This is a genomic window from Blastococcus sp. SYSU D00813, assembly GCF_054050735.1.
In genome coordinates this window covers 1-20,845 of the sequence record NZ_JBJGZX010000041.1, presented here as the reverse complement: position 1 = coordinate 20,845, position 20,845 = coordinate 1, and the positions used below count along the sequence as shown (strand labels likewise).

The 20,845-nt window shown below is 76.8% G+C and carries 20 protein-coding genes; 5 read left to right on the top strand and 15 right to left on the bottom strand.

The window, feature by feature from the left end; genetic code table 11:
• Positions 1–53: 53 nt before the first annotated feature.
• The gene (locus tag ACI8AX_RS20500; RefSeq protein ID WP_456551710.1) at positions 54–1,289 is read right to left on the bottom strand and encodes a hypothetical protein; all 1,236 of its coding nucleotides are present in this window, start codon (positions 1,287–1,289) and stop codon (positions 54–56) included.
• A gap of 164 nt (positions 1,290–1,453) precedes the next feature.
• Between ACI8AX_RS20500 and ACI8AX_RS20495 the strand changes: the two genes are divergently transcribed.
• Positions 1,454–2,410, top strand: a complete 957-nt coding sequence (locus tag ACI8AX_RS20495) for a 4-hydroxy-3-methylbut-2-enyl diphosphate reductase (RefSeq protein WP_456551709.1) — start codon at positions 1,454–1,456, stop codon at positions 2,408–2,410.
• A 70-nt stretch (positions 2,411–2,480) separates the two neighbouring features.
• Here ACI8AX_RS20495 and ACI8AX_RS20490 read toward each other — a convergent pair whose 3' ends face one another.
• The 5 genes from ACI8AX_RS20490 to ACI8AX_RS20470 form a co-directional block, all read right to left on the bottom strand.
• Positions 2,481–3,044 (bottom strand): DUF6542 domain-containing protein, encoded by a 564-nt coding sequence (locus ACI8AX_RS20490; RefSeq protein WP_456551708.1) that lies wholly within the window; start codon positions 3,042–3,044, stop codon positions 2,481–2,483.
• A 523-nt stretch (positions 3,045–3,567) separates the two neighbouring features.
• Positions 3,568–4,650 (bottom strand): DNA recombination protein RmuC, encoded by a 1,083-nt coding sequence (locus ACI8AX_RS20485; RefSeq protein ID WP_456551707.1) that lies wholly within the window; start codon positions 4,648–4,650, stop codon positions 3,568–3,570.
• A gap of 15 nt (positions 4,651–4,665) precedes the next feature.
• A complete protein-coding gene (locus ACI8AX_RS20480) occupies positions 4,666–5,301 on the bottom strand; it encodes a methylated-DNA--[protein]-cysteine S-methyltransferase (RefSeq protein WP_456551706.1) in 636 nt (211 codons plus the stop codon).
• On the bottom strand, positions 5,298–6,782 hold the full coding sequence (locus tag ACI8AX_RS20475; RefSeq protein WP_456551705.1) for an AlkA N-terminal domain-containing protein: 1,485 nt from the start codon (positions 6,780–6,782) through the stop codon (positions 5,298–5,300). Before ACI8AX_RS20475 ends, ACI8AX_RS20480 begins: the two co-directional genes overlap by 4 nt.
• A gap of 90 nt (positions 6,783–6,872) precedes the next feature.
• Positions 6,873–7,622 (bottom strand): TetR/AcrR family transcriptional regulator, encoded by a 750-nt coding sequence (locus tag ACI8AX_RS20470; RefSeq protein WP_456551704.1) that lies wholly within the window; start codon positions 7,620–7,622, stop codon positions 6,873–6,875.
• Positions 7,623–7,712: 90 nt separating this feature from the next.
• On the opposite strand from ACI8AX_RS20470, the gene ACI8AX_RS20465 reads away from it, so the two are divergent.
• Positions 7,713–8,678, top strand: coding sequence for an ATP-binding cassette domain-containing protein (locus ACI8AX_RS20465; RefSeq protein WP_456551703.1), 966 nt, complete (start codon positions 7,713–7,715; stop codon positions 8,676–8,678).
• Positions 8,675–9,496: an ABC transporter permease gene (locus tag ACI8AX_RS20460; RefSeq protein WP_456551702.1), complete on the top strand. Its 822-nt coding sequence runs from the start codon at positions 8,675–8,677 to the stop codon at positions 9,494–9,496. The genes ACI8AX_RS20465 and ACI8AX_RS20460 overlap by 4 nt, the downstream gene beginning before the upstream one ends.
• A gap of 37 nt (positions 9,497–9,533) precedes the next feature.
• Here ACI8AX_RS20460 and ACI8AX_RS20455 read toward each other — a convergent pair whose 3' ends face one another.
• From ACI8AX_RS20455 to ACI8AX_RS20415, 9 genes are all read right to left on the bottom strand, one after another.
• Positions 9,534–10,259, bottom strand: coding sequence for a PIG-L deacetylase family protein (locus ACI8AX_RS20455; RefSeq protein ID WP_456551701.1), 726 nt, complete (start codon positions 10,257–10,259; stop codon positions 9,534–9,536).
• 2 nt (positions 10,260–10,261) lie between these two features.
• Positions 10,262–11,470 (bottom strand): glycosyltransferase family 4 protein, encoded by a 1,209-nt coding sequence (locus tag ACI8AX_RS20450; RefSeq protein ID WP_456551700.1) that lies wholly within the window; start codon positions 11,468–11,470, stop codon positions 10,262–10,264.
• Positions 11,467–12,306, bottom strand: a complete 840-nt coding sequence (locus ACI8AX_RS20445) for a sugar phosphate isomerase/epimerase family protein (protein WP_456551699.1) — start codon at positions 12,304–12,306, stop codon at positions 11,467–11,469. Before ACI8AX_RS20445 ends, ACI8AX_RS20450 begins: the two co-directional genes overlap by 4 nt.
• Positions 12,303–13,766, bottom strand: a complete 1,464-nt coding sequence (locus tag ACI8AX_RS20440; RefSeq protein ID WP_456551698.1) for a YcaO-like family protein — start codon at positions 13,764–13,766, stop codon at positions 12,303–12,305. The genes ACI8AX_RS20445 and ACI8AX_RS20440 overlap by 4 nt, the downstream gene beginning before the upstream one ends.
• On the bottom strand, positions 13,763–14,641 hold the full coding sequence (locus ACI8AX_RS20435) for an MBL fold metallo-hydrolase (protein ID WP_456551697.1): 879 nt from the start codon (positions 14,639–14,641) through the stop codon (positions 13,763–13,765). The genes ACI8AX_RS20440 and ACI8AX_RS20435 overlap by 4 nt, the downstream gene beginning before the upstream one ends.
• On the bottom strand, positions 14,638–15,633 hold the full coding sequence (locus ACI8AX_RS20430) for a Gfo/Idh/MocA family protein (RefSeq protein WP_456551731.1): 996 nt from the start codon (positions 15,631–15,633) through the stop codon (positions 14,638–14,640). The genes ACI8AX_RS20435 and ACI8AX_RS20430 overlap by 4 nt, the downstream gene beginning before the upstream one ends.
• A 74-nt stretch (positions 15,634–15,707) precedes the next feature.
• On the bottom strand, positions 15,708–16,718 hold the full coding sequence (locus ACI8AX_RS20425) for a class I SAM-dependent methyltransferase (RefSeq protein ID WP_456551696.1): 1,011 nt from the start codon (positions 16,716–16,718) through the stop codon (positions 15,708–15,710).
• 8 nt (positions 16,719–16,726) lie between these two features.
• On the bottom strand, positions 16,727–17,626 hold the full coding sequence (locus ACI8AX_RS20420; RefSeq protein ID WP_456551695.1) for a hypothetical protein: 900 nt from the start codon (positions 17,624–17,626) through the stop codon (positions 16,727–16,729).
• Complete coding sequence (locus tag ACI8AX_RS20415; protein ID WP_456551694.1) at positions 17,623–18,846, bottom strand: inositol-3-phosphate synthase; 1,224 nt, start codon at positions 18,844–18,846, stop codon at positions 17,623–17,625. The genes ACI8AX_RS20420 and ACI8AX_RS20415 overlap by 4 nt, the downstream gene beginning before the upstream one ends.
• 177 nt (positions 18,847–19,023) lie before the next feature.
• Between ACI8AX_RS20415 and ACI8AX_RS20410 the strand changes: the two genes are divergently transcribed.
• Complete coding sequence (locus ACI8AX_RS20410; protein ID WP_456551693.1) at positions 19,024–19,953, top strand: ABC transporter ATP-binding protein; 930 nt, start codon at positions 19,024–19,026, stop codon at positions 19,951–19,953.
• A complete protein-coding gene (locus tag ACI8AX_RS20405; protein ID WP_456551692.1) occupies positions 19,950–20,795 on the top strand; it encodes an ABC transporter permease in 846 nt (281 codons plus the stop codon). The genes ACI8AX_RS20410 and ACI8AX_RS20405 overlap by 4 nt, the downstream gene beginning before the upstream one ends.
• Positions 20,796–20,845 lie beyond the last annotated feature (50 nt).

Sequence of the window (20,845 nt, the reverse complement as noted above, 5' to 3'; positions counted from 1 at the left end):
TGCGAGGGGTGGGGAGGACGGGGTCCGTCTAGCACGCGGCTACGACGCAGCCGTCACATGCCGCGGGGCGCGAGCGGGCTGGCCTCGACGGCCTGCCGCTCCAGCTTCTCCAGCCGGTTGCGCAGCATGCTGACGAACTGCTGCCGGTTGCGCGTGGACTCCTCGTAGGCCAGCAGGTCCGAGACGGTCGACAGCTGGTAGCCGCGGAGCCGGCCGCGCAGCTGGGCGACGGTCCAGCCGTCGTAGCCGGCGACCGGGGCGGCGCCGGCGGCCTGCGAACCGGACAGGTCGCTGCCGCCCTCGGGGTCGTCGGTCGGCGCGGCGTCGGGCTGGTCGGCGGTGGCGCCCACCGCGTCGACGGTGGCGCCCTCGGCGATCGCGGCGCTCTCCTCGGCGGTGTCGGCCTCGCCGACGTCGGTGCGGACGCCGGTGGCCGCGGCGACCGGGCTGCCACCCTCGTCGACGGCGGTCGCGGTCTCCCCGGCGCCGTCCCCGCCGGCGTCCAGGTCGGCGGTGCCCTGGGCGGCACCCTCGGCGTCGGCCTCCGTCACCGGCGCGGCACCGGGGTCGGCCGGGTCGAGGTCGGCGAGGGTCTCCGGGGCGGCGATCGCCTCGTCGGTGATGGTGGCCTCGACGGTCTGCACCTCGCCGTCGGGGCTGAGGACGTCGACCTCGTTCACCTCGACGCCGGTCGTGTCTTCGGCGCCGGTCCCGGCCTCGCCGCCGTCGGTCTCCAGCAGCGCGGACTCGAGCGCGTCCTCGGCGGTGAGCACGGCCTCGGCGTCGGTGGGGGCGAAGTCCTCGCCGGCCGCCGCCACCTGGTCGGTGATGTCCTGCAGCGTCTCGACGACCTCGTCGGGGTCGGGGACGGCGGCCAGCCCGGAGACCTCGTCGTCGACCAGGCCCACGCCGGAGGTGACGGCGTCGGTCTCGTCGAGCGCGGCGGCGGTGTCCTCGACCGCCAGGTCGTCGTGGTCGGGGACCTCGGCCGCCGCCCGGTCGAACGCCGAGGCGCGCGCCGACGGGCCCGCCGGGACGTCGACCTCGACGTCGTCGTCGAAGGTGGCCAGGCCGGGCTCGTCCTCGCCGCGGATCCCGGTGAGCACCTCGTCGCCGCGGGCGACCAGGCCGGCCCACTGCTGCTGCACCTTGAGAGCGGTCTGCATCGCGAGGCCGACCAGCCGCACCGGCAGCCCGGGCAGCGTCTCGGGGATCTTCCGGGCCTCGTCCAGGACCGTGGCGGCGAGCCCGACGTAGGCGCGGATGGGCTGGGGGATCTCACGCGACATGCCGACAAGGGTGCCTGAGCCCGGCGTGTCCGGCAGCCCGGCTCCGGCGGAAGTACCCGGTCGGGGCATGAGTTCCGTCACGTCACCCGCGGCCCACCTGCAGGGGCCCGTCGCGAGCCTGCGAGCGGCGGGGGGCAGGTGGGTCCTTTCACTACCATGAGGTCATGGCTGATCAGCGCGGACGCGTCCTGCTCGCAGACCCCCGGGGCTACTGCGCCGGCGTCGACCGCGCGGTCGTGGCCGTCGAGCGCGCGCTGGAGATCCACGGCGCCCCGGTCTACGTCCGCAAGCAGATCGTCCACAACAAGCACGTCGTCGCCACGCTGGAGCGGCGCGGGGCGGTCTTCGTCGACGAGACCGACGAGGTGCCCGAGGGGTCGGTCGTCGTCTTCAGCGCCCACGGCGTCTCCCCGGCCGTGCACGAGGAGGCGGCCCGCCGCTCGCTGCGCACGATCGACGCCACCTGCCCGCTGGTCAGCAAGGTGCACTCCGAGGCCAAGCGGTTCGCCAAGGACGACTTCGACATCCTGCTGATCGGCCACCGCGGGCACGAGGAGGTCGAGGGCACCTCCGGGGAGGCCCCGGCCCACATCCAGCTGGTCGACGGCGCCGACGACGTCGCGAACGTGCAGGTGCGCGACCCCGAGAAGGTCGTGTGGCTGTCGCAGACGACGCTCTCGGTCGACGAGACCCTGGCGACGGTCGACCGGCTGCGCGAGCGCTTCCCCGGTCTGCAGTCCCCGCCCAGCGACGACATCTGCTACGCCACCCAGAACCGCCAGCAGGCCGTGAAGCAGATGGCGCCCGGCTGCGACCTCGTGATCGTCGTGGGGTCGACGAACTCGTCGAACTCCGTCCGGCTCGTCGAGGTGGCCCTGGAGGCCGGAGCGCGCTCCTCGTACCTCGTCGACTACGCCGCCGAGATCGACCCGGCCTGGCTCGAGGGCGTCACGACCGTCGGCGTCACCAGCGGCGCGTCCGTGCCGGAGGTGCTCGTCGACGAGGTGCTCGAATGGCTGGCCGAGCGGGGCTACGGCGACGTCGAGACGGTCAAGGCCGCCGAGGAGAAGCTGGTCTTCGCGCTCCCGCACGAGCTGCGGGTGCGCCGCGCGGCCGACTGACGGAGGACCCCCTCGCCCCCCACCGCTCGCGAGCTCGCGGCGGGACCCTGCGAGGGGGCCGGCGCCAGTATCAGCGCCGGGCGGCCCAGCGCACGAGCGCGAGGACCAGCGCGGTGCCGGTCGCGGCGGCCATGATCGGGAAGCCGCCGCCGAGCACGAGCTTGGTGGCGACCGCGGTGCCCGCGGCGACGAGGGTGTTCCTGCCCTCGCCCACCTCGAAGCCCGGCGACGTGAGGACGTAGACGGCCGTGGCGGCCAGCAGCACCAGCGGCGGGGCGACCACCATCGTGGTGAGGTCGCGACGGCGGACCAGCAGCGTGGCCAGCGCCGTGCTGGCGACCAGGCCGACCAGCGTGATCATACCCAGGCCGGTCGTGCCGATGGAGTCGACGTAACCGGCGGCCAGCGTCACCAGCAGGACACCGAGGACGGCGACGCTGCCGCGCAGCCTGCTGCCCCGCTCCGGGACGGCGACCTCGGCGGCCCGGGCGGCGGCGCGGCGGTCCTGCTCGACGACCGGCGCGTCGTCGTGCTGCGGACGGGCGCGGCGGCGGTCGGCGTCGGGCGACAGGCTGGCCGAGGGCCGGGGGTAGCCCGGGGTGGCGCGGGCGGGCTCGCCGGAGTGCCGGGGCACGCCGGGGCGCTCGGCCGGCGGCACGGGCGGCCGCTGCGCGGGACGGCCCTGGGCCGCGGGACGCTGCGCCGGCGGGACGGGGCGCTGGGCCGGGGGGACCGGACGCTGGGCGGGGACGGCGGGCCGCTGGCCGGGAGCGCCGGATCGGCCGTGCGAGGGCAGCGGCGGGAGCGGGGGGAGCGGCGGACGGGCGGGCCGCTCACCGGGGGCCGGACGGCCGCCGCGCGGGGCGGCGGGGCCGCCGGCGGACCGGTCGGCGCGTGCTCCGGTCTCCCGCCAGGTGTCGGCGGCATGCACCGAGGCCATGGCGCACCTCCGTCCCGTTCGCGGGGAGCCCGGGGAGGGGCTCCCGTGTCGGTGGGAAACGGTAGCGATCCCGGCTGAGCTTCGGGGGAAGGCGAGGCCCGACGCGCGTGGGCAACATGTGCCCAACTGACCCGCCCGCGCTGACCACTGTCCGTGGACCGCGGGGCTGCTGTGACGGGGAGTGACGAGCGCGCCGGGAGAGGCGTCCCGCCGCCGGTCAGCCGCCGGTGCCGTCGCGGCTCTCGGGCATCGCGGTCACGCCGTCGTCGTGCGGGACGGGCGGGCGCAGCGCGCGCACGGTCGCCTCGATCGGCGGGGGCGCCGGCACCTCCGTCTCGGCGACACCCAGCTCGTCGAAGCGGCGGGCGGCGGTGAGGACCGAGCGCTCGTAGGAGCCGACCGTGTCGTTGTAGCGCGCCATCGCGGTGCCCAGCGCCGACCCCAGCCGGGTCAGGTGGCCGGACAGGGTGGTCAGCCGGGCGTGCAGCCGGCGGCCGACCTCGAGCACCTGGTCGGCGTCGCGGGCCAGCCGCTCCTGCCGCCACGAGTAGGCGACGGTGCGCAGCAGCGCGAGCAGGGTGCTCGGCGTGGCCAGCACGACGTCGCGCCCGAACCCGTACTCCAGCAGGCCCGGCTCGGCCTCCAGGGCGGTGGTGAGGAAGCCGTCGGAGGGCACGAACAGGACGGTGAAGGGCGCGGCCGGCCGGAACGCGGTGGGGTAGCGGCGGGCCGAGAGCTGGTCGACGTGCGTGCGCAGCTGGCGGGCGTGGGCCGCGACCCGCTCGGCGCGGACCGCCTCGTCGGTGGCCTGCACCGCGTCGATGTAGCCGGTGAACGGCACCTTCGCGTCGACCACGACCTGCCGGCCGTCGGCGAGGGTGACCACGAGGTCGGGGCGCACCCCGGCGCCGGCGTCGTTGGTGCCCGACGGCTGCTCGACGAAGTCGCAGTGCTCGAGCAGCCCGGCCACCTCGACCACCCGGCGCAGCTGCACCTCGCCCCAGCGCCCGCGCACGTGCGGGGTGCGCAGCGCGGTCACCAGCGCCGCGGTCTCCTGGCGCAGCAGGGCCGAGGTCTGCCCGACCGTGCCCATCTGCTCGCGCAGCTCGCCGTGCGCGGTGGCGCGGTCCCGCTCGATGCCGGCGAGCAGCCGGTGCAGGTGGTCCAGCGACTCGTGCACCGGCTCGAGCCCGGCGTCGTCCGGCCGGCGGCGGGCGAGCAGCGCGACGACCCCGAGGGTGACCGCGGTGGCCAGCAGCGCGCCGATCAGCAGGCCGAGCAGGAGGGAGGCGGCGTCCACGTCCGGCAGGGTGCATCACCCCACCGACGAAAACGCGGAGGCTCTCTGCGGGTGGCCCCCGTGCAGGGGACCGCGCCGAGCCTGCGAGGTGTGGGGGGCACGGGGGTCCTCCGAGTGCCGCGCCTCGTGGTCGAGCAGCCAGCGCTTGACGTCGGTGCCCCAGCGGAAGCCGCCCATGCCGCCGTCGGACCCGAGCACCCGGTGGCAGGGGACGAACAGGGCGGCGGCGTTGCGGGCGCAGGCGTTCGCGGCGGCCCGGACGGCGGTCGGCCGGCCGCAGCGGACGGCGAAGGCGGCGTAGGTGTCGGGCCGGCCGGCGGGCACCGTGCGCAGCACCTCCCACGCCTCGGTCAGGAACGGCCCGGACCGCTGCTGCACGACCACGCCGTCGATCGCGCCGACCTCCCCGGCGTGGAAGGCCTCGACGACCTCCAGCACGGGCAGCGCCGGGTCGAGGACCACCGACTCCGGGCGCAGCGAGCGGTGCACGACCGGGAGGAGGTCGCCGACGTCGTCGGTCCAGCCGCCGGCCAGGACGACGTCGGCGCCGTCCGGGCCCTCGGTGACGACGACGGTGAACGGCCCCGGCGGCGTCGCGACGGTGGCGTGGCGGGCGGGGGAGGTGGTCCCGGCGGGGTGGGTGGGGGTCACGACGCGCTCCGATCGGCGGGGGCGGGCAGGGGGCGGGTGAACAGGGCGGGCACGGCCAGCGCCCAGAGGTGCAGCACGGCGTAGGAGCGCCAGGGCCGCCAGCGGGTGGCCGCGTCGGCGTCGGAGCTGCCGAGCGCGGCGAGCGAGCGGCGCAGTGCGAGGTCGCCGGGCAGCCACACGTCGGGGTCGGCGAGACCGCGCAGCCCGACCAGCGCCGCCGTCCACGGGCCGACGCCGGGGACGGCGAGCAGCGACCGGGCCGCGTCCTCGCGGTCGGCGCCCGGGTCGAGGACGACGTCCCCGGCGGCCAGGGCCGCGGCGAGGGCGCCGACCGTCCGCCGCCGCGCGCCGGTCAGGCCGACCGCGGACAGGTCGGCGCCGGCCAGCGCCTCCGGGCGGGGGAACGCGTGCGTCAGCGTGCCCACCGGCTCGGGCAGGGGCGTCCCGTGCGGGAGCAGCCGCGCGGTGAGGGTGCGGGCGCCGGCGACCGACACCTGCTGGCCGAGCACCGCGCGGACGGCGAGCTCGGCGGCGTCGGGGGAGGCGGGCACCCGGCGGCCGGGCGCCGCGGCGACGAGCGGGGCCAGCGCCGGGTCCGCGCCGAGCACGTCGTCGACCGCGAGCGGGTCGGCGTCCAGGTCGAGCAGCCGCCGGCAGCGGGCCACGGCGGCGCCCAGGTCGCGCAGCTGCGCCAGCCGCAGCCGCGCGGTGACGGCGGAGTCGCCGGCGGGGGAGAGGTGCACCACGGCGGGTCCGTGCGGCAGGTCGAGCACCCGGGAGAACGTCGTCCCGTCCCACTCCTCGAGGCCGGGTACTGCGTGCGCGCCCAGGAACAGCAGCACCTCGCCGGCGGCGAACGGTGGCCGGGCGGCCAGCCGCACGGTGAGCTCGCCGGGGGCGCCGGACTCGGCTCCGGGACGGCGCCGGCGCAGGTCGGTCGGGGTGAGCGCGAAGACCTCGCGGATCGTGTCGTTGAACTGCCTGATGCTGGCGAAGCCGGCCGCGAAGGCGACGTCGGCGACGGGCAGCGCCGTGGTCTCCAGCAGCACCCGGGCGGTCTGCGCGCGCTGGGCGCGGGCCAGCGCCAGCGCCCCGACCCCCAGCTCGCCGACCAGGTGCCGGTGCAGCTGCCGTTCGGAGTAGCCCAGGCGGGCGGCCAGCCCGGGGACGCCGGAGCGCTCCACCTCGCCGTCGGCGATGAGCCGCATCGCGCGGGCGACGACGTCGGCGCGGGCGTCCCAGTCCGGGGAGCCGGGCACCGCGTCGGGGCGGCAGCGCCGGCAGGCGCGGTACCCGGCGGACTGGGCGCCGGCGGCGGTGGCGAAGAAGGAGACGTTGGCCGGCAGCGGGGTGCGCGCCGGGCACGAGGGGCGGCAGTAGATGCCCGTCGTCCGCACCGCGGTGAAGAACCAGCCGTCGAAGCGGGCGTCGCGGCTGGCCACCGCGCGGTAGCAGCGCTCGTGGTCCAGGGAGGCCGTCACGGCGCCCAGCGTGCCAGCCCCCGACGACGGGGACCGGCGGTTTTCGGACGCGGCCGTGCAGGGACTTTCGCGCGCGAAGTGCTCCCGGGGTCAGCGGCCGACCAGCGCGGCGATGCCGTCGAGCACCCGCTCCAGCCCGAACTCGAAGGCCCGGTCGGCGGGATAGGCGCCGAGCTCCGGGCCGGAGACCGGGCCCACCCGCGCCGCGGTCGGGTACCGCTGTGCGTCGAAGACGCGCTCGATGTGCGGCTCCGTCGCCTGCCACCACTCGAGCTCGGTCAGGCCGCTGTCGCGCTCGGCGGCCGACTTCTCGTGCAGACCGGTCACCGTGCCGCGGACGAAGCCGGTGACCGTCATGACGACCAGCTCCATCTCGACCTCGCTGAGGCCCAGCCCGTCGACCGCGGCGAGCTCCGCGTCGTACTTGGCCATCAGGTTGGGCCCCAGGACGGGCCGGCCGGTGCCCACGTGCGCGGCCCAGGGGTGGCGCACGAACAGGTCCCAGTTGGCGCGCGCCACCGCCGTCAGCCGCTCGCGCCACGAGCCGGTCAGGGGGGAGGCGTACAGCTCGCCGAGCACCGCGTCGTGCATCAGCGCGACCAGCTCGTCCTTGCCCGGCACGTGCGTGTAGAGGCTCATGGCGCCGACCCCGAGCTCGGCGGCGACCCGGCGCATCGACAGCGCGGCCAGCCCGTCGGCGTCGGCGAGCCGGACCGCGGTGGCGATGATCCCGTCGACGTCCAGCCGGGGCTGCGGACCCCGCCGCGGACCGCTCGCCGGCTGCCGCCACAGCAGGGCCATGGTCGCGGCGATGTCCCCGCCGCCGCCTCCGGTCGTCATGCCACCAGCCTCCCGCACGCCCTGGCGGAGCCATCTCCGTACAGCGTATGGTGTCACTCCTCGGAATGACGTACAGCGTACGGAGGTGCGATGTCCGCGGTCCTGGACGTGGTGGATCTGCGCAAGGCCTACGGCGACGCGGTGGTGCTCGACGGGGTCGACCTGCAGGTGGCCCGGGGGTCGGTGTGCGCCCTGCTCGGGCCCAACGGCGCGGGGAAGACGACGACGGTGCGGGTGCTCACCACGCTCACCCGGCCCGACGCCGGCCGGGTGCTGGTGGCCGGGGTGGACGTCGTCTCCCGGCCGCGGGAGGCCCGCCGGCGGATCGGGCTGGTCGGGCAGCAGCCCGCGGTCGACGAGGTGCTCGGGGCGCGGGAGAACCTCGTGCTGTTCGCCCGGCTCCACCACCTCGACCGCCGCGCGGCCGGCCGCCGCGCCGACGAGCTGCTCGAGCTGGTCGGCCTCACCGGCACCGGCGGCAAGCCGGTGCGGCAGTTCTCCGGCGGCATGCGCCGCCGGCTGGACATCGCCGCCGGTCTGGTCCTCGCACCGCAGGTGCTCTTCCTCGACGAACCGACCACCGGCCTGGACCCCGCCGCCCGCCGGGACGTGTGGGAGGCGGTGCGGGCGCTGGTCGCCGGCGGCACCACCGTGCTGCTGACCACCCAGTACCTGGACGAGGCCGACCAGCTCGCCGACGACGTCTGCGTGCTCGACGGCGGCCGGGTGGCCGCCCGCGGCACGCCCCGGGAGCTCACCGCGGCCGTCGGCGGCGACCGGCTGGAGCTGGTCGTCGGCGACCCGGCGCGGGCGGCGGAGGCGGCCGACCTCGCCGCGCGGGTCGCGGCCGGGCCACCGGGGGCGCCGCCGCCGGTCGGGGGCAGCCGGGTGACGGTGCCCGTGGCCCCCCGCCCGGGGGTCGTGGGTGCCGTGGTGCGCGCGCTGGACGACGCCGGCATCGCCGTGGACGACGTCCTGCTGCGCCCGGCCACCCTCGACGAGGCCTACCTGCGGATCACCGGGGGGACCGAGCAGCGGACGGAGGTGCCGGCATGACGACCGCGGTCCTCGACGCGGAGAGCCGGGCGGAGCGGGTGCGGTGGGCGGTGGCCGACGCGGTCGCCGTCGCCGGCCGGGACGTCGCCCACTGGCGGCGGCAGCCCGGCGCGCTGCTGGTCACGCTGCTGTTCCCGGTCCTGATGCTGGTGATGTTCCTGTACCTGCTCGGCGGCGGGATGGCCGTGCCCGGTGGGGGCGAGTACCGCGACTTCCTCGTGCCGGGGGTCCTGGGGCTCGCGGTCGTCTTCGGCCTGGAGGCGACCATGACCGCCGTCGCCACCGACACCGGGCGGGGGATCACCGACCGGTTCCGGTCCATGCCGATGGCGCCGTCGGCGGTCGTGGCCGGGCGGTGCCTGGCCGACCTGGGCTCGTCCGCGGTGGGGCTGGCGGTGCTCGCGCTGGCCGGCGTCGCGGTGGGCTGGCGGCCCGACGCGGCCGGTCCCGCCGTCGCCGCGTTCGGGCTGCTGCTCCTGCTGCGGCTAGCCTTCCTCTGGATCGGCGTGTACCTCGGGCTGCTCGTGCGCGACCCGGCCTCGGTCGCCGCGGTGCAGGTCCTGGTGTGGCCGTTCGCCTTCCTGTCCAACGCGTTCGTGGCGACGTCGACCATGCCGGGCTGGCTCGCCACGGTCGCCGAGTGGAACCCGCTGGCGGCCACGGTCACCGCCGTCCGCGAGCTGTTCGGCGACCCGGTCGGCGCCGGCGGCGGCTGGGCGACCGAGCACGCCGCCGTCCTCGCCGTCGCCTGGCCGGTCCTGCTCACGGCCGTGTTCGCCGCGCTCGCCGTCCGCCGCTGGCAGGCGCTGTCGCGCTGACCCGCCGGGAGTCGGAGGCGCCGGCCGCGGGGACCTGTCAGGCCCTCGCGCCGGCGCCGCCCGGGTGGTCGGCGAGCAGCGCGCGGGCCCGGTCGCCGGCCAGCAGCACCTCGGGCAGCCCGGCCAGCGCGCTGCGCATCCCGGCGACGCCGCCGAACTGGAAGCCGAGCTGGGTGGCGTAGCAGGCGCAGGCGTCGGCCCGCCGGTCGAGGTCCTGCGGCGGCTGGACCTCCGCGAGCCCGCCGGGCAGCTCCGGCCCGGGGACGGCGGCCGGCTCGCGCAGCACGTACGGGCTGTCCCGCCACCACAGCGTCGGCCGGTCGAGCGCGGCCACCGCGCGCAGCACCTGCAGGTGGTCCACGTGCCCGCCGAGGCCCTGCGGCGCCAGCCAGAGGTCGGCGTCCAGGGGCTGCAGCTCGGAGACGACGGCGCGCCAGACGTCGTCGCCGTCGTGGACACCGGCGAACAGGTCCGGCGCGCTGGTGTACCCGCGGTGCGGCGCCTCGGGCAGCGGCAGGTGCACCGGCCGGACGCCGAGCTCGTCCATCGCCGCGGCGTCCTCCGCGCGGCGCAGCGCCATGTAGTCGGCGTCGGCGGGCAGGCCCTTGTCCAGCTGGCAGGCCAGGGCGAAGCCGGCGGGGTCGGGCACGGTGGCGGTGAAGCAGGTGACCACCGTGACGTCGTGTCCGGCCGCGGCCAGCGCCGCGAGGGTGCCGCCGGCCGAGAACGCGGCGTCGTCCAAATGCGGGCTGACCGCCAGCACCCTCACAGCAGGTGGGCCGCCGACCGGAACCGGCAGGAGAGGTCGACGTCACCGGGCATGGACCACCCGGTGTCGGGCGCGGTGCCGGCCACCTCGGTGTAGACCGCGTCGATCGACCGTGCGAGCACCGGCCAGGAGTACAGCCGGCGCACCTCCTCCAGCGCCGTCGTCGCCAGCCGCTCGCGGAGCCCCGCGTCACCGAGCAGCCGGTCGAGCGCCGTCCGCAGGCCGGCCACGTCGCCCGGCTCGTGCAGCAGCCCGTTCTCCTCGTGCCGCAGGCAGTCCACGACGCCGACGCTGCTCGTGCTCACCGTGGGCAGGCCGCTGGCCATCGCCTCGAGGAGGGTGTTGCTGAAGCCCTCGCTGTATGTCGGGCTGACGAATACGTCCGCCGTCCGGTAGACCGCGGGGGCCTCGTCGGGGGGCACGTAGCCCAGGAACGTCGTCCGCCCGTCGGCGCGCGCCCTCGCCTCGTCGAGGTCCGGGCCGATGCCGGAGACGACGAGCCGGACGCCGTCGGGCAGCGCCTCCAGCAGGTCCAGCACGCCCTTGCGGCGGTCGACCCGGCCGTGGAACAGCAGCACTGGCGGGTCCTGCAGCGCACCGAGCGGCCGCTCGGCGGGGGTGAACCGGCGGGTGTCCGTGGCGCCGGGGACGATCCGGAAGCGCGCCGGGTCGCTGCCCAGGTTGCCGACCACCTCGTCGCGGAAGCTGTCGCTGCCGATCAGCACCGCGCCCGACCGGTCGACGACGGTGCGCATCGCCTCGGCGTGGGTGGTGCAGCACGTGCCGACCCAGTGCCCGTCGCCGCCCTGGATGCTCACCACGCTGGGCAGCCCGGTGCGCCGCGAGGCCTCGAGCACCGCCAGGCCCGGCGGGTAGCCGTACTGGGCGTGCAGCACGTCGAACGGCCGCTGCCCGTGCAGGCCGACGACGGTGCGCACGATCTCGGCGATGTCGCCCTCCCAGTCGGCCGGGACGACGGTCTCCCCACGACTGGGCAGCGCCACCACCTCCACGCCGGCGGGCACCCGCTCGGGCGGGGGCGGGCCACCGCCGTAGACCCGGGTGCCGGCCTCGTCGTCCCGGTACTGGCTGACCAGCGTCACCTCGTGGCCCAGCGCGACGAGCTCGCGCAGCAGGTTCTCCGCGTAGACGCTCATCCCGCTCACCGCCGGCCAGTAGCGCCGGCTGACGAAGCAGGCCCTCATGTCGCCTCCTCGGCGGAACGCAGCGTCGCCATCGCCCGCGGCACCATCTCGTGCGCGCGGTGCCCGTCGCGGGAGAGCTCGAGGGTCACCAGCCGGTCGTAGGACGCCTCCCGCAGCGCCCGCAGCACCGCCGGGAGGTCGACGTCCCCCTCGTCCAGCGGCAGGTGGTCGTGCACGCCGCGGCGCATGCCCTCGACAGCGACGGTGCCCAGGTGCGGGGCGAAGGTGGCCACCGCCTCCTGCGGCTCGTACGCGCCGGAGACGACGCAGTGCCCGGTGTCCAGCGCCAGCGTGATGCCGGGGGCCTCGGCGGCGAGCCGGGCCCAGTCGTCGCAGTCCTCGACCAGCATCCCGGGCTCGGGTTCCACGGCCAGGGCGTAGGAGCGGCCGCCATGGCTCTCGACCAGCGCGCGGACGCCGTCCGCCACCCAGCCCCAGGCCGCGCTCCGGTCGACCCCCGGCCTCGGCACCCCGGCCCAGAAGCTGACCGCCTCTGCGCCCAGCACCTCGGCGAGGTCGCAGGCCAGGCGCAGGTAGGCCAGCCGGCGCGCGCGGCCGGCCGGGTCCGCCGTCACGAGGGTGGGCTCGTGCTTGACCCGCGGGTCGAGCAGGTACCGGGCGCCGGTCTCCACGACCACGCCCAGCCCGAGCTCGTCGCAGCGGGCGCGCACCCGCTCGGCCCGGGCGAACGCGTCGTCGGCGAACGGGTCGAGGTGGACGACGTCGAGGGTCAGCGCGACCCCCGCGTAGCCGCAGTCGGCGAGGAACGGCAGGGCGTCGGACAGCCGGTGCGAGGTGAGGCCGTTCGTGTTGTAGGCGTAGCGCAGGGCACTCACCGGGCCAGCACCTCCGCGACCGCGTGCCGGCCGGGCTCCCGGTAGAGCGGGTACAGCGCGCCCACCCGCCGGTCGGCGCCGGCGCGGTCGAACCACGCCGGACCGCCGAGGCGCTCCTCGGCGTCGGCGGTCAGGTGCACCCGCGCCCAGCCGCCCGGGTCGGCGCCGACCGCCACGAGCGGCTCGTCACGGTCGAGCAGCCGGCGCACGCCGCGCTCGCCGATCCGGCCGTAGGACATCGTCTCCACCTCCAGCCCGGGCACCAGCACCTTGGCCGCGACCGCCTCGCCGGCCGAGGGCTGCAGGTCGACCAGCACGTCGAAGCCGGCGTCCTGCACCGCGCCGGTCACGTGCCCGTGCAGGTCGTCACCGCGGTACTCCGGCAGGTCGGCCAGCCGCGCGGTCTGCCGCCGGGCGAGCACGGTGCCGCGGAGCAGGTCGGTCAGCGCGGCGGTGCCCATGCGGGTCCAGGCGAGCATCGCCTCCAGCGCCCGGTCCTCCTCCACCAGCCGCTCCGGCGGGTGCCCGGTGCGCCACGAGTCGAGGTAGCCCGGCGGCGTCGCCGGCAGCACCGCCTCGTACGGGCCGTGCATGAACGCCTTGCGGCTGCGCGCGGAGGCGAACTCGTGGAGCGCCTTGCGGACGGCGGTGTCGCGGTCGGGGTGCGCGGCCTCCCCGCAGGCGGTGGCCATGACCGGCACCGGCTCCGAGCCGTCGCGGGAGCAGCCGACCGCGTACACGTCGACCACCCCGAACGCGGTGCTCGCCAGCTTCACCAGCACCTCGATGCCGGCGGCGTCGAGCCGGTCGAGCAGGTCGAGCGCGTCGGGGTCGCGCAGGCCGGCGAGGTCGAGCACGATGCCGCGGTCCATCGCGCGGAAGGCGGTGGCGTTGCCGTCGCGCTGCAGCACCTCGAGCAGGGCGTGGGTGACGGCCCGCTCTGCGTCGAACGCCGCGCCCTGCCCGTTGGTGATGACGGTGGTGAGCCAGCCGCCGGGCGGGGCGTCGCCGGGGAGGTCCTGCGGCGCGGAGGCGACCAGCTCGGCCGGGACCAGCACCCGCTCGCCGTCGCGCAGCCGGGTCACGGGCAGCCACTGCAGCGGCCGGTCGTCGTCGTAGTCGCTGCCGGCCTCGAGGCACAGCATGCGCGGGTCGGCGACCCGGTCGCGGCCCTCCCGGCGGGCCAGCTCGGCGTAGGAGGCCTGCACCCGTTCCAGTCGCTCGTGGGCCCGCACCGACAGCGCCATCTCCGCCATCTCGCCGAGCGCGCCCGTGCGGGCCTCCTCCCGGGTGGCGCCGTACCCGAGGCCGCTGCCGCCGGGGTGCTGCGGCGAGGTCGGGAGGACGGCGCTGTGCAGCGGCACGTCGAGCACGTCCAGCCCCTCGATCGCGAACTCCTCGACCGGGGTGGGGAAGGAGTCGAGGTAGCGCTGCGACGGCGTCGTCACCGTGGCGGTCACAGCTCCTCCAGCGCGACCGGGGAGGCGTCCGGCGGGGCGGCGAGCAGCCGCTGCACCAGGTGGACGACGTGGTCGGTGGTGACCCCCGGCACCATCTCGAACGGCGTCGCGACCGTGTCGAACTCCAGGGCCCCGATGACGGCGAGGTAGTCGCGCAGCTCCCCGTGGGAGAGCGGGATCTGCGCGTGGAAGGCCTTGTGCGCGCTCAGCGCGACGGGGGTGCCGTCGGCGGCGAGGTCGACCTTGAGCGAGTCGCCGCAGAACAGCACCCGCCGGCGGCGGTCGTGCAGCACCGAGTGGCCGGGGAAGTGCCCGCCGGTGCGGTGCAGTGTCAGGTCCGGGGCGAGCTCGAGGACGTCGTCGGCCGGCCAGGTGACCCGGAAGGCCTTGGTCCACTCCAGGTCCCGGACGCCGACGCACACCACCCGCGGCTCGAGCTCCCGCTGCAGCTGCCACAGCGCGCCGTAGCCGTGCACGTGGCTGGCGGCCAGCACGTCGAGCCCGCCCTTCGCACCGGCCATCCGGCGCAGCTCGGCGAGCATGCCGTCGGTGTAGAAGGGCGCGGCCTCGAAGCCGACCAGCCCGATGTCGGTCTCGATCACCCAGCCGACGCTGTCCAGCCCGAACCGGGGCGAGGTGCCGAACCCGGTGACGCCGTCGACCGGGGCCGGCCGCCAGTGCCCGGTGACGAGCTCGTCGGCCTGCTTCTCGGTGACGAACTCGAAGCCGTGCTGCGGCAGCGCGTTGCGGACGTCGGCGCACACCGGGCAGGTCAGCGGGCCCGGAGCCGGCCAGCGCTGCCAGTGCCCGCAGTTGGTGCAGGCGTAGGCGGGCAGGTCGGGCAGCAGGCCGCGGTAGGGGTTGGTCGCGGTCACGGCGTCCTCTCCGGAGGGGTGGCGGTGGACAGGGCCTCGACGAGCAGGCGGTGCAGCGCCAGGTCGCGGGCGGCCGGGTACGGCCACGCCGCGGTGCCGGCCACCGCGGCGGTGAAGGCGGCGAACTGCGCGGCGAACGGCGCCTGGTCCCCGAACGGGACGTCGACCGGGTCGGGCCGGTGCAGCGTCAGCGTGCCGCCGGCGGTCTGGCCCATGGTGTCGACGGCGACCGCCATGCCGCGTGTGCCGACCACCTCCAGCCGGCGGCGGGGGAGCGCGTCGGGGGTGTTGTAGGCGACGTGCAGGTCGACCAGCACCCCACCGGCGGTGCGACCGGCCAGCAGCGCGCCGTCGTCCACCCCGTAGCCGTGCACCCGGGTCTGCAGGGTGGCGGTCAGCTCCACGACGTCCTCGCCGAGGAGCACGCCGGCCAGGTCGAGGCCGTGCGGGGCCAGGTCGATCGCCGCGCCGCCGCCGGCCCGGGCGGGGTCGACCCGCCAGTTGTCGTGCGGCTGCCCGTCCGGCGTCCAGTCGCCGGGCAGCCAGCAGCAGTAGACGACCCGGACGGCGGTGACCGTGCCCAGCTCGGGCAGCAGCTCGCGCAGCCGCACGTGGGCGGGGTGCCAGCGCTGGTCGAACGCGGTGCCCAGCAGCACGCCGGCCCGGTCGGCCGCGGCGACCAGGGCCTCGGCGTCGGCGGTGCCGGCGGCCAGGGGCTTCTCGCACAGCACCGCCCTGCCCGCCGCGGCGACCGCCTCGACGACCTCCCGGTGCGCGGCGTTGGGCACCGCCACGTAGACGGCGTCGAGGCCGGGCGTGGCGAGGAAGGCGCCGAGGTCCGGGGTGGCCGGGGCCTCGACGGACAGCCGGGCCAGCGCGGCCGGGTCGCGGTCGTGCACGGCGACGACGCGGGCGCCGGGCGTCGTCCGCAGCGCGGGCAGCGCGTGGTCGCGGGCCACCCACCCGCACCCGGCGACGCCCCACCCGACGATCGATCCGTCCCCGAGATCTGCACACTCGGGCCTTTCCGAGGTGGGAAGGCCCCGAGTGTGCAGATCTCGCGGGGTCACCAGGCCTCCGGGAGGTCGACGAGCAGCCGGCGGCGGGCCGCGTCGGCGGGCAGCGGGTCGGGCCAGCGCGGCGGCAGGTACGCCGACCGCGGCCCGTACTCGGCGGCGTACCGCTCGCTGGGCCAGGTCAGGGTCCCGTCGCGGTAGAGCGGGTTGGGCGTGAGCGGGCCGAGCGGCTCGCCGAGGTCGGGGCCGGGCCCGAGCGGATCCCCGCTGACCAGCGCGATCGCCTCGCTGCCGTGCAGCTCCGCGGCCGGGGCCGGCCGGGGCGGGCGGCCGGCCAGCAGGGCGGCGGTGAGCTCCGCGTCGTCGTAGAGCAGGCCGGCGCCGAGCACCTCGGCGTAGCCCTCCGGCGTCAGCGGCTCCCCGTGCGGGTCGGCCACGTGCGCGTGGCCGACGACGACGCTGCCGCCGGGCCCGGCCAGCGCGCGCATCGCCGCGGCCGCGGCCGGCTTGTCGCGCAGGAAGTAGAAGGCGTCGTGGCACATCACGTACGCGGGCGGGGTCACCGCGGGGTCGGGCGCCGCGGTGAGGTCGGCGCAGACGTAGCGCGCCGCCGGGCAGACGAACCGGCGGGCCAGCCAGAGCTTGGCCCAGACGACGTCGACGCCGATCAGGTCGGTCACGCCCCGCCGGGACAGCTCCCGCAGGTGCGCGCCGACGCCGCACGCGACGTCGACCACCGGCCGGTCGCCGGGCCAGTGCGACTGCAGCAGCGCCAGCCCGGCCAGGTGCGTGGGGTCGGACCAGCGGTGGGCGAAGTAGTCGGCCACCCGGCCCATCCCGAGCAGCGTCATCGCCTCCCGCAGCGTGCGGGCGGCCGGCACCCGGGCCAGCTGCTCCGGGGGCGGGGGCGGCTCGGTCCACCAGTCGTCGGCGTCGGCGAGGAGCAGCACCCGGGCCCGGTCGACCTCCCCGTGCGCCAGCAGCCCGGTCACCTCGGCGCGCAGGTCGTCGCGGCCGGCGCGGGCGAACGGGATGCCGTCGACGACGGGCACGTCCAGCACCGCGCGGCTCACAGCCCGGCCGCCGCCAGGACGTCGAGGTGGAACGCCTGCACCGGTCCGGCGTGCACCAGCTCGAGGTCGTCGAGGGCCTGCTCCACGGTGAACGCGGCCGCGCAGGCGTGGTGGTGGACCTGCAGCACCCGGTCGAGGACGTCGGCGGCGTGGAACGCCTGCGACTCCGGCGCGGCGGCGTCGGCACGCAGCGCGAGCACCGACCGCAGCCGCTCGGCCAGCGGCCCGGGCAGGGTGTCGAGCTGCGCGGACTCCAGCGTCTCCAGCACCCGGGGCAGCGCCCCGCCGAGCAGCACCTCGCCGGCGAAGCCCGCGTCGGGGAGGACGACGTTGTGCAGGTGGTGCGCCAGCCCGACGAGGAACGGCACGACCGGGTCGGCGCCGACGACCGGCGCGACCAGCACCCCGTAGACGGCCACGGTGAGGCAGTGGTCGCCGTGGCTCTCCGGGGGCTCGACGACGACGCGGGCCCGGCCGGGCGCGGTGGCCCCGGCGCGGGGCTGGCGGTTGAGCGCGGCGGCCAGCGGTGGGCCCTGCACCTCGGGCAGCGCGGTGGGCAGCGCCTCGCGCAGCCGCTCGCGCAGCACGTCGTCCAGCGGTCCGGACACCTCGTCGAACGACCGGCGCAGCACCGCCCGCACCTCGCGGTCGTCCAGCCCGGCCGCGCGCAGCACCGCCCCGTCGATGCCGGCCAGCCGGGCGCGCGCGACGGCCGCGGCGGTCTCCGACAGCGCCACCACGGCGGCGTCCTCGCCGGCGGTCAGCCGGCCCCACGCGCGGGTGAACGCCTGCTCGGCCAGGGATCCGGGGGCGGCGGCCACCCGCACCCGCTTGGCGTCGCCGATCTCGGCCAGCAGCGGCCGCAGCGCACCGAGCGCGGCCAGCGCGGCCGTCACCGGGGGGTCGCGCCGGCGCCGAGCCAGTCGAGCAGCACCTGCTCCTGCCGGTGCAGGGCGTGCTCCGGGGTACCGCCGCCGGGCGTCATCGGGGCCTTGAAGAACCAGCCGAGCTGCTCCTGCACACCGCCCTCGCCGCGCTGCTGCGCGAGGTCGGTGAGGCGGGCCAGCTCGATGGCCAGCGGGGCGGCGAGGATCGAGTCGCGGCACTGGAAGTCGACCTTGACCTGCATGCGCTGGCCGAGGAACCCGACGAGGTCGATCGCGTCCCAGGCCTCCTTCTGGTCGCCGCGCGGCCGGTAGTAGTCGATCCGCACCACGTGGTCCTCGACCGGGTAGCCGAGGATCGAGTCCAGGACGCTGCCCTTGGTCTGCAGCTTGCTGTTCAGCGAGTCCGGGTCGTCGAGGGCCAGGCCGTCGCGGTTGCCGAGGATGTTGGTCGAGTACCAGCCCTCGACCGTCAGCGCCCGGCTGCGGAAGGCCGGCGCGAGCACCGTCTTCATCATCGTCTGGCCGGTCTTGCCGTCCTTGCCGGCCAGCGGGACGCCGCGCTGCCCGGCCAGCTGCACCAGGGCGGGGACGTCGGCGGCCAGCGACGGCGTGAAGTTCACGTAGCCGACGCCCTCGGTGATCGCCGCGTAGGCGTAGACCATGGCCGGGGTGATCGACCGGTCGTCGGCGTCCAGCCCGGCCTCGAACGCCTCCGCGGTCTGCAGCGCCGGCGCGGCCGGGTCGGGCCAGCGCTCGGTCGAGGCGAGGTTGACCAGCACCAGGCCGTCCAGGGACTGCTCGGCGCGGAACCGGGCGAGGTCGGCGCGGACGGCGTCGGCCTGCGCGCGCCGCGTCTCGGCGAGCAGCACGTTGCCGCCGCTCACGTTGCGGCAGAAGTCGGCGTCCCCGGCCGCCGGCCACGGCGTGATCCGCGACAGGGCGGACTCGACCTGGCCGAGCTGGCGGTGGTCGAGGACGGCGTGCTGCTCCGCGGCTTTGTAGAGGTCCGACCCGTCCAGGTCCCACCCGCCCACGACCAGGTCGCCGTAGTCGGCCATGCCGGTCGCCTCCTCCAGGGGCACCCCCTCGAGGTCGAGCCCGGCCAGCGGGAGCCCGTCCGGGGCCACGGCCCCCTGACGCAGCAGTTCCAGGCCGGCCACGGCCGTCGTCGCGACCGCCCCTCCCAGACCGACGACGGCGATCCCGACGCGACGTGTGCCAGCAGACAACGGAAGACCCCCAGTTGTGCCGTAGAAGGTGGTGCGCGATCGAGCGTTGCACAGGTAGGTGATGCCCGCCCTTCGGCGGGACGGGCCTCGCCGGATGCGCCGTGTCCACCGACCGGTGGACGGCGGTTCGGCAGCTCGGCGGTCCCCGCGGGCGGCGCGGCCGGACAGGCTCGGGCCATGACGACGACGCAGACGGCGCCCCGCCCGACGGGCCCGGCGCACCGCGGAGGAGACCCGGCCGTGCGGGTGCGGGGCCTGGTCAAGCGCTACGGCGGTCGCACGGTGGTCGACGGCCTCGACCTCGACGTCCACCGCGGCGAGTGCTTCGCGCTCCTGGGCCCCAACGGCGCGGGCAAGACGACCACGGTGGAGGTCCTCGAGGGGGTGCGCCGCCGCGACGCCGGTGAGGTGACCGTGCTGGGCGAGGACCCGGCCACCGCCGGCCGCGCCTGGCGGGACCGGGTCGGGGTGGTCGGGCAGACGACCGGCGCCGGCAACGCGCTGACGGTGCGGGAGACCCTCGACCACTTCGCCGGCTACCACGGCGTCCCGCGTGACACCGCCGAGCTGCTCGACGCGGTCGGCCTCACCGAGGCCGCGGGCCGGCGGGTGGACCGGCTCTCCGGCGGCCAGCGCCGCCGGCTGGAGGTGGCCCTCGGGGTGCAGGGCCGGCCCGAGCTGGTGTTCCTCGACGAGCCGACCACCGGGATGGACCCGGTGGCCCGCCGGCAGTTCTGGGCGCTGGTCGAGGGCATGCGCGACGGCGGGACGACGGTGCTGCTCACCACCCACTACCTCGACGAGGCCGCGCACCTGGCCGACCGCGTGGGGGTGCTCGCCGACGGCCGCCTGGTCGAGGTGGCGCCACCGGCCGAGCTCGGCGCCGAGCTGCGCCGGACCGCGACGGTCCGCTGGCGGGAGGACGACGCCCTCCGCGAGGTCGTCACCCCCGAGCCCGCCGCCGTCCTGCGCGACCTGCTGGCCGCGCACCCGGCCGGCGAGGTGCCCGGCCTGACCGTGACCCGGCCCGGGCTCGAGGACGTCTACCTGCAGCTGGTCGGCGCGCCGGCCACCCCCACCGCGACCCCCGAGGGAGCCCTCCGATGACCGCCACGCTCGGCCCGACCGTCAGCGCACCCGCGACCCCCCGGCCCGAACCGCCCTCGGCGCTCGCGATCGGCGCGGCGCGCGTCGCCCTGGAGCTGCGGCTGTTCGTGCGCGACCCCGGGCAGGTCGTGTTCTCGTTCGCCTACCCCGTGATCATGCTGGTGATCTTCGGCTCGGTCTTCGGCGACGAGGACGTCGTGCCCGGCGTCGGCTTCCAGCAGTACTTCCTCGCCGGCATCGCCGCGACGGGCGTGATGCTGACCAGCTTCCAGGCGCTCGGCACCGCGGTCACCGAGGAGCGCGACCGCGGCGACCTCGCGCGACTGCAGACCCTCGGGACGCCGCCGCTGTCCTACGGGATCGGCAAGGCCGGGCAGGTCGTCGTCACGACCGTCGCCCAGCTCGCCGTCCTGCTCACCGTGGCCGCACTGCTCTACGACGTGCCGCTGCCGACCGGGCTCGGCCGGTGGGTCACCTTCGCCTGGGTGGTCGTGCTCGGCATCCTCGCCGGCACGGTCCTCGGCGTCGCCGTCGCCTCGGTGGTCGGCAGCGCGCGGTCGGCGAGCGCGGGCATCCCGGCGTTCGCGGTGGTCCTGCAGTTCGTCTCGGGCGTCTTCTTCCTCGACTCGGACCTGCCCGGGTGGATGGACCAGCTCGCGGCGCTCTTCCCGCTGAAGTGGATGGTCCAGGGCATGCGGTCGGTGTTCCTGCCCGACTCCGCCGCCGTCGCCGAACCCGCGGGCAGCTGGGAGCACGGCACCACTGCCGTGGTGCTGGCCGCATGGGTGATCATCGGCGCCGTGATCTGCGCCCGGACCTTCCGCTGGCGGCGCACCGGATGACCGTGTTGCGCCGGCTCGCCGCCGCCGTCGTCCCGCGCGGGGACGACGGC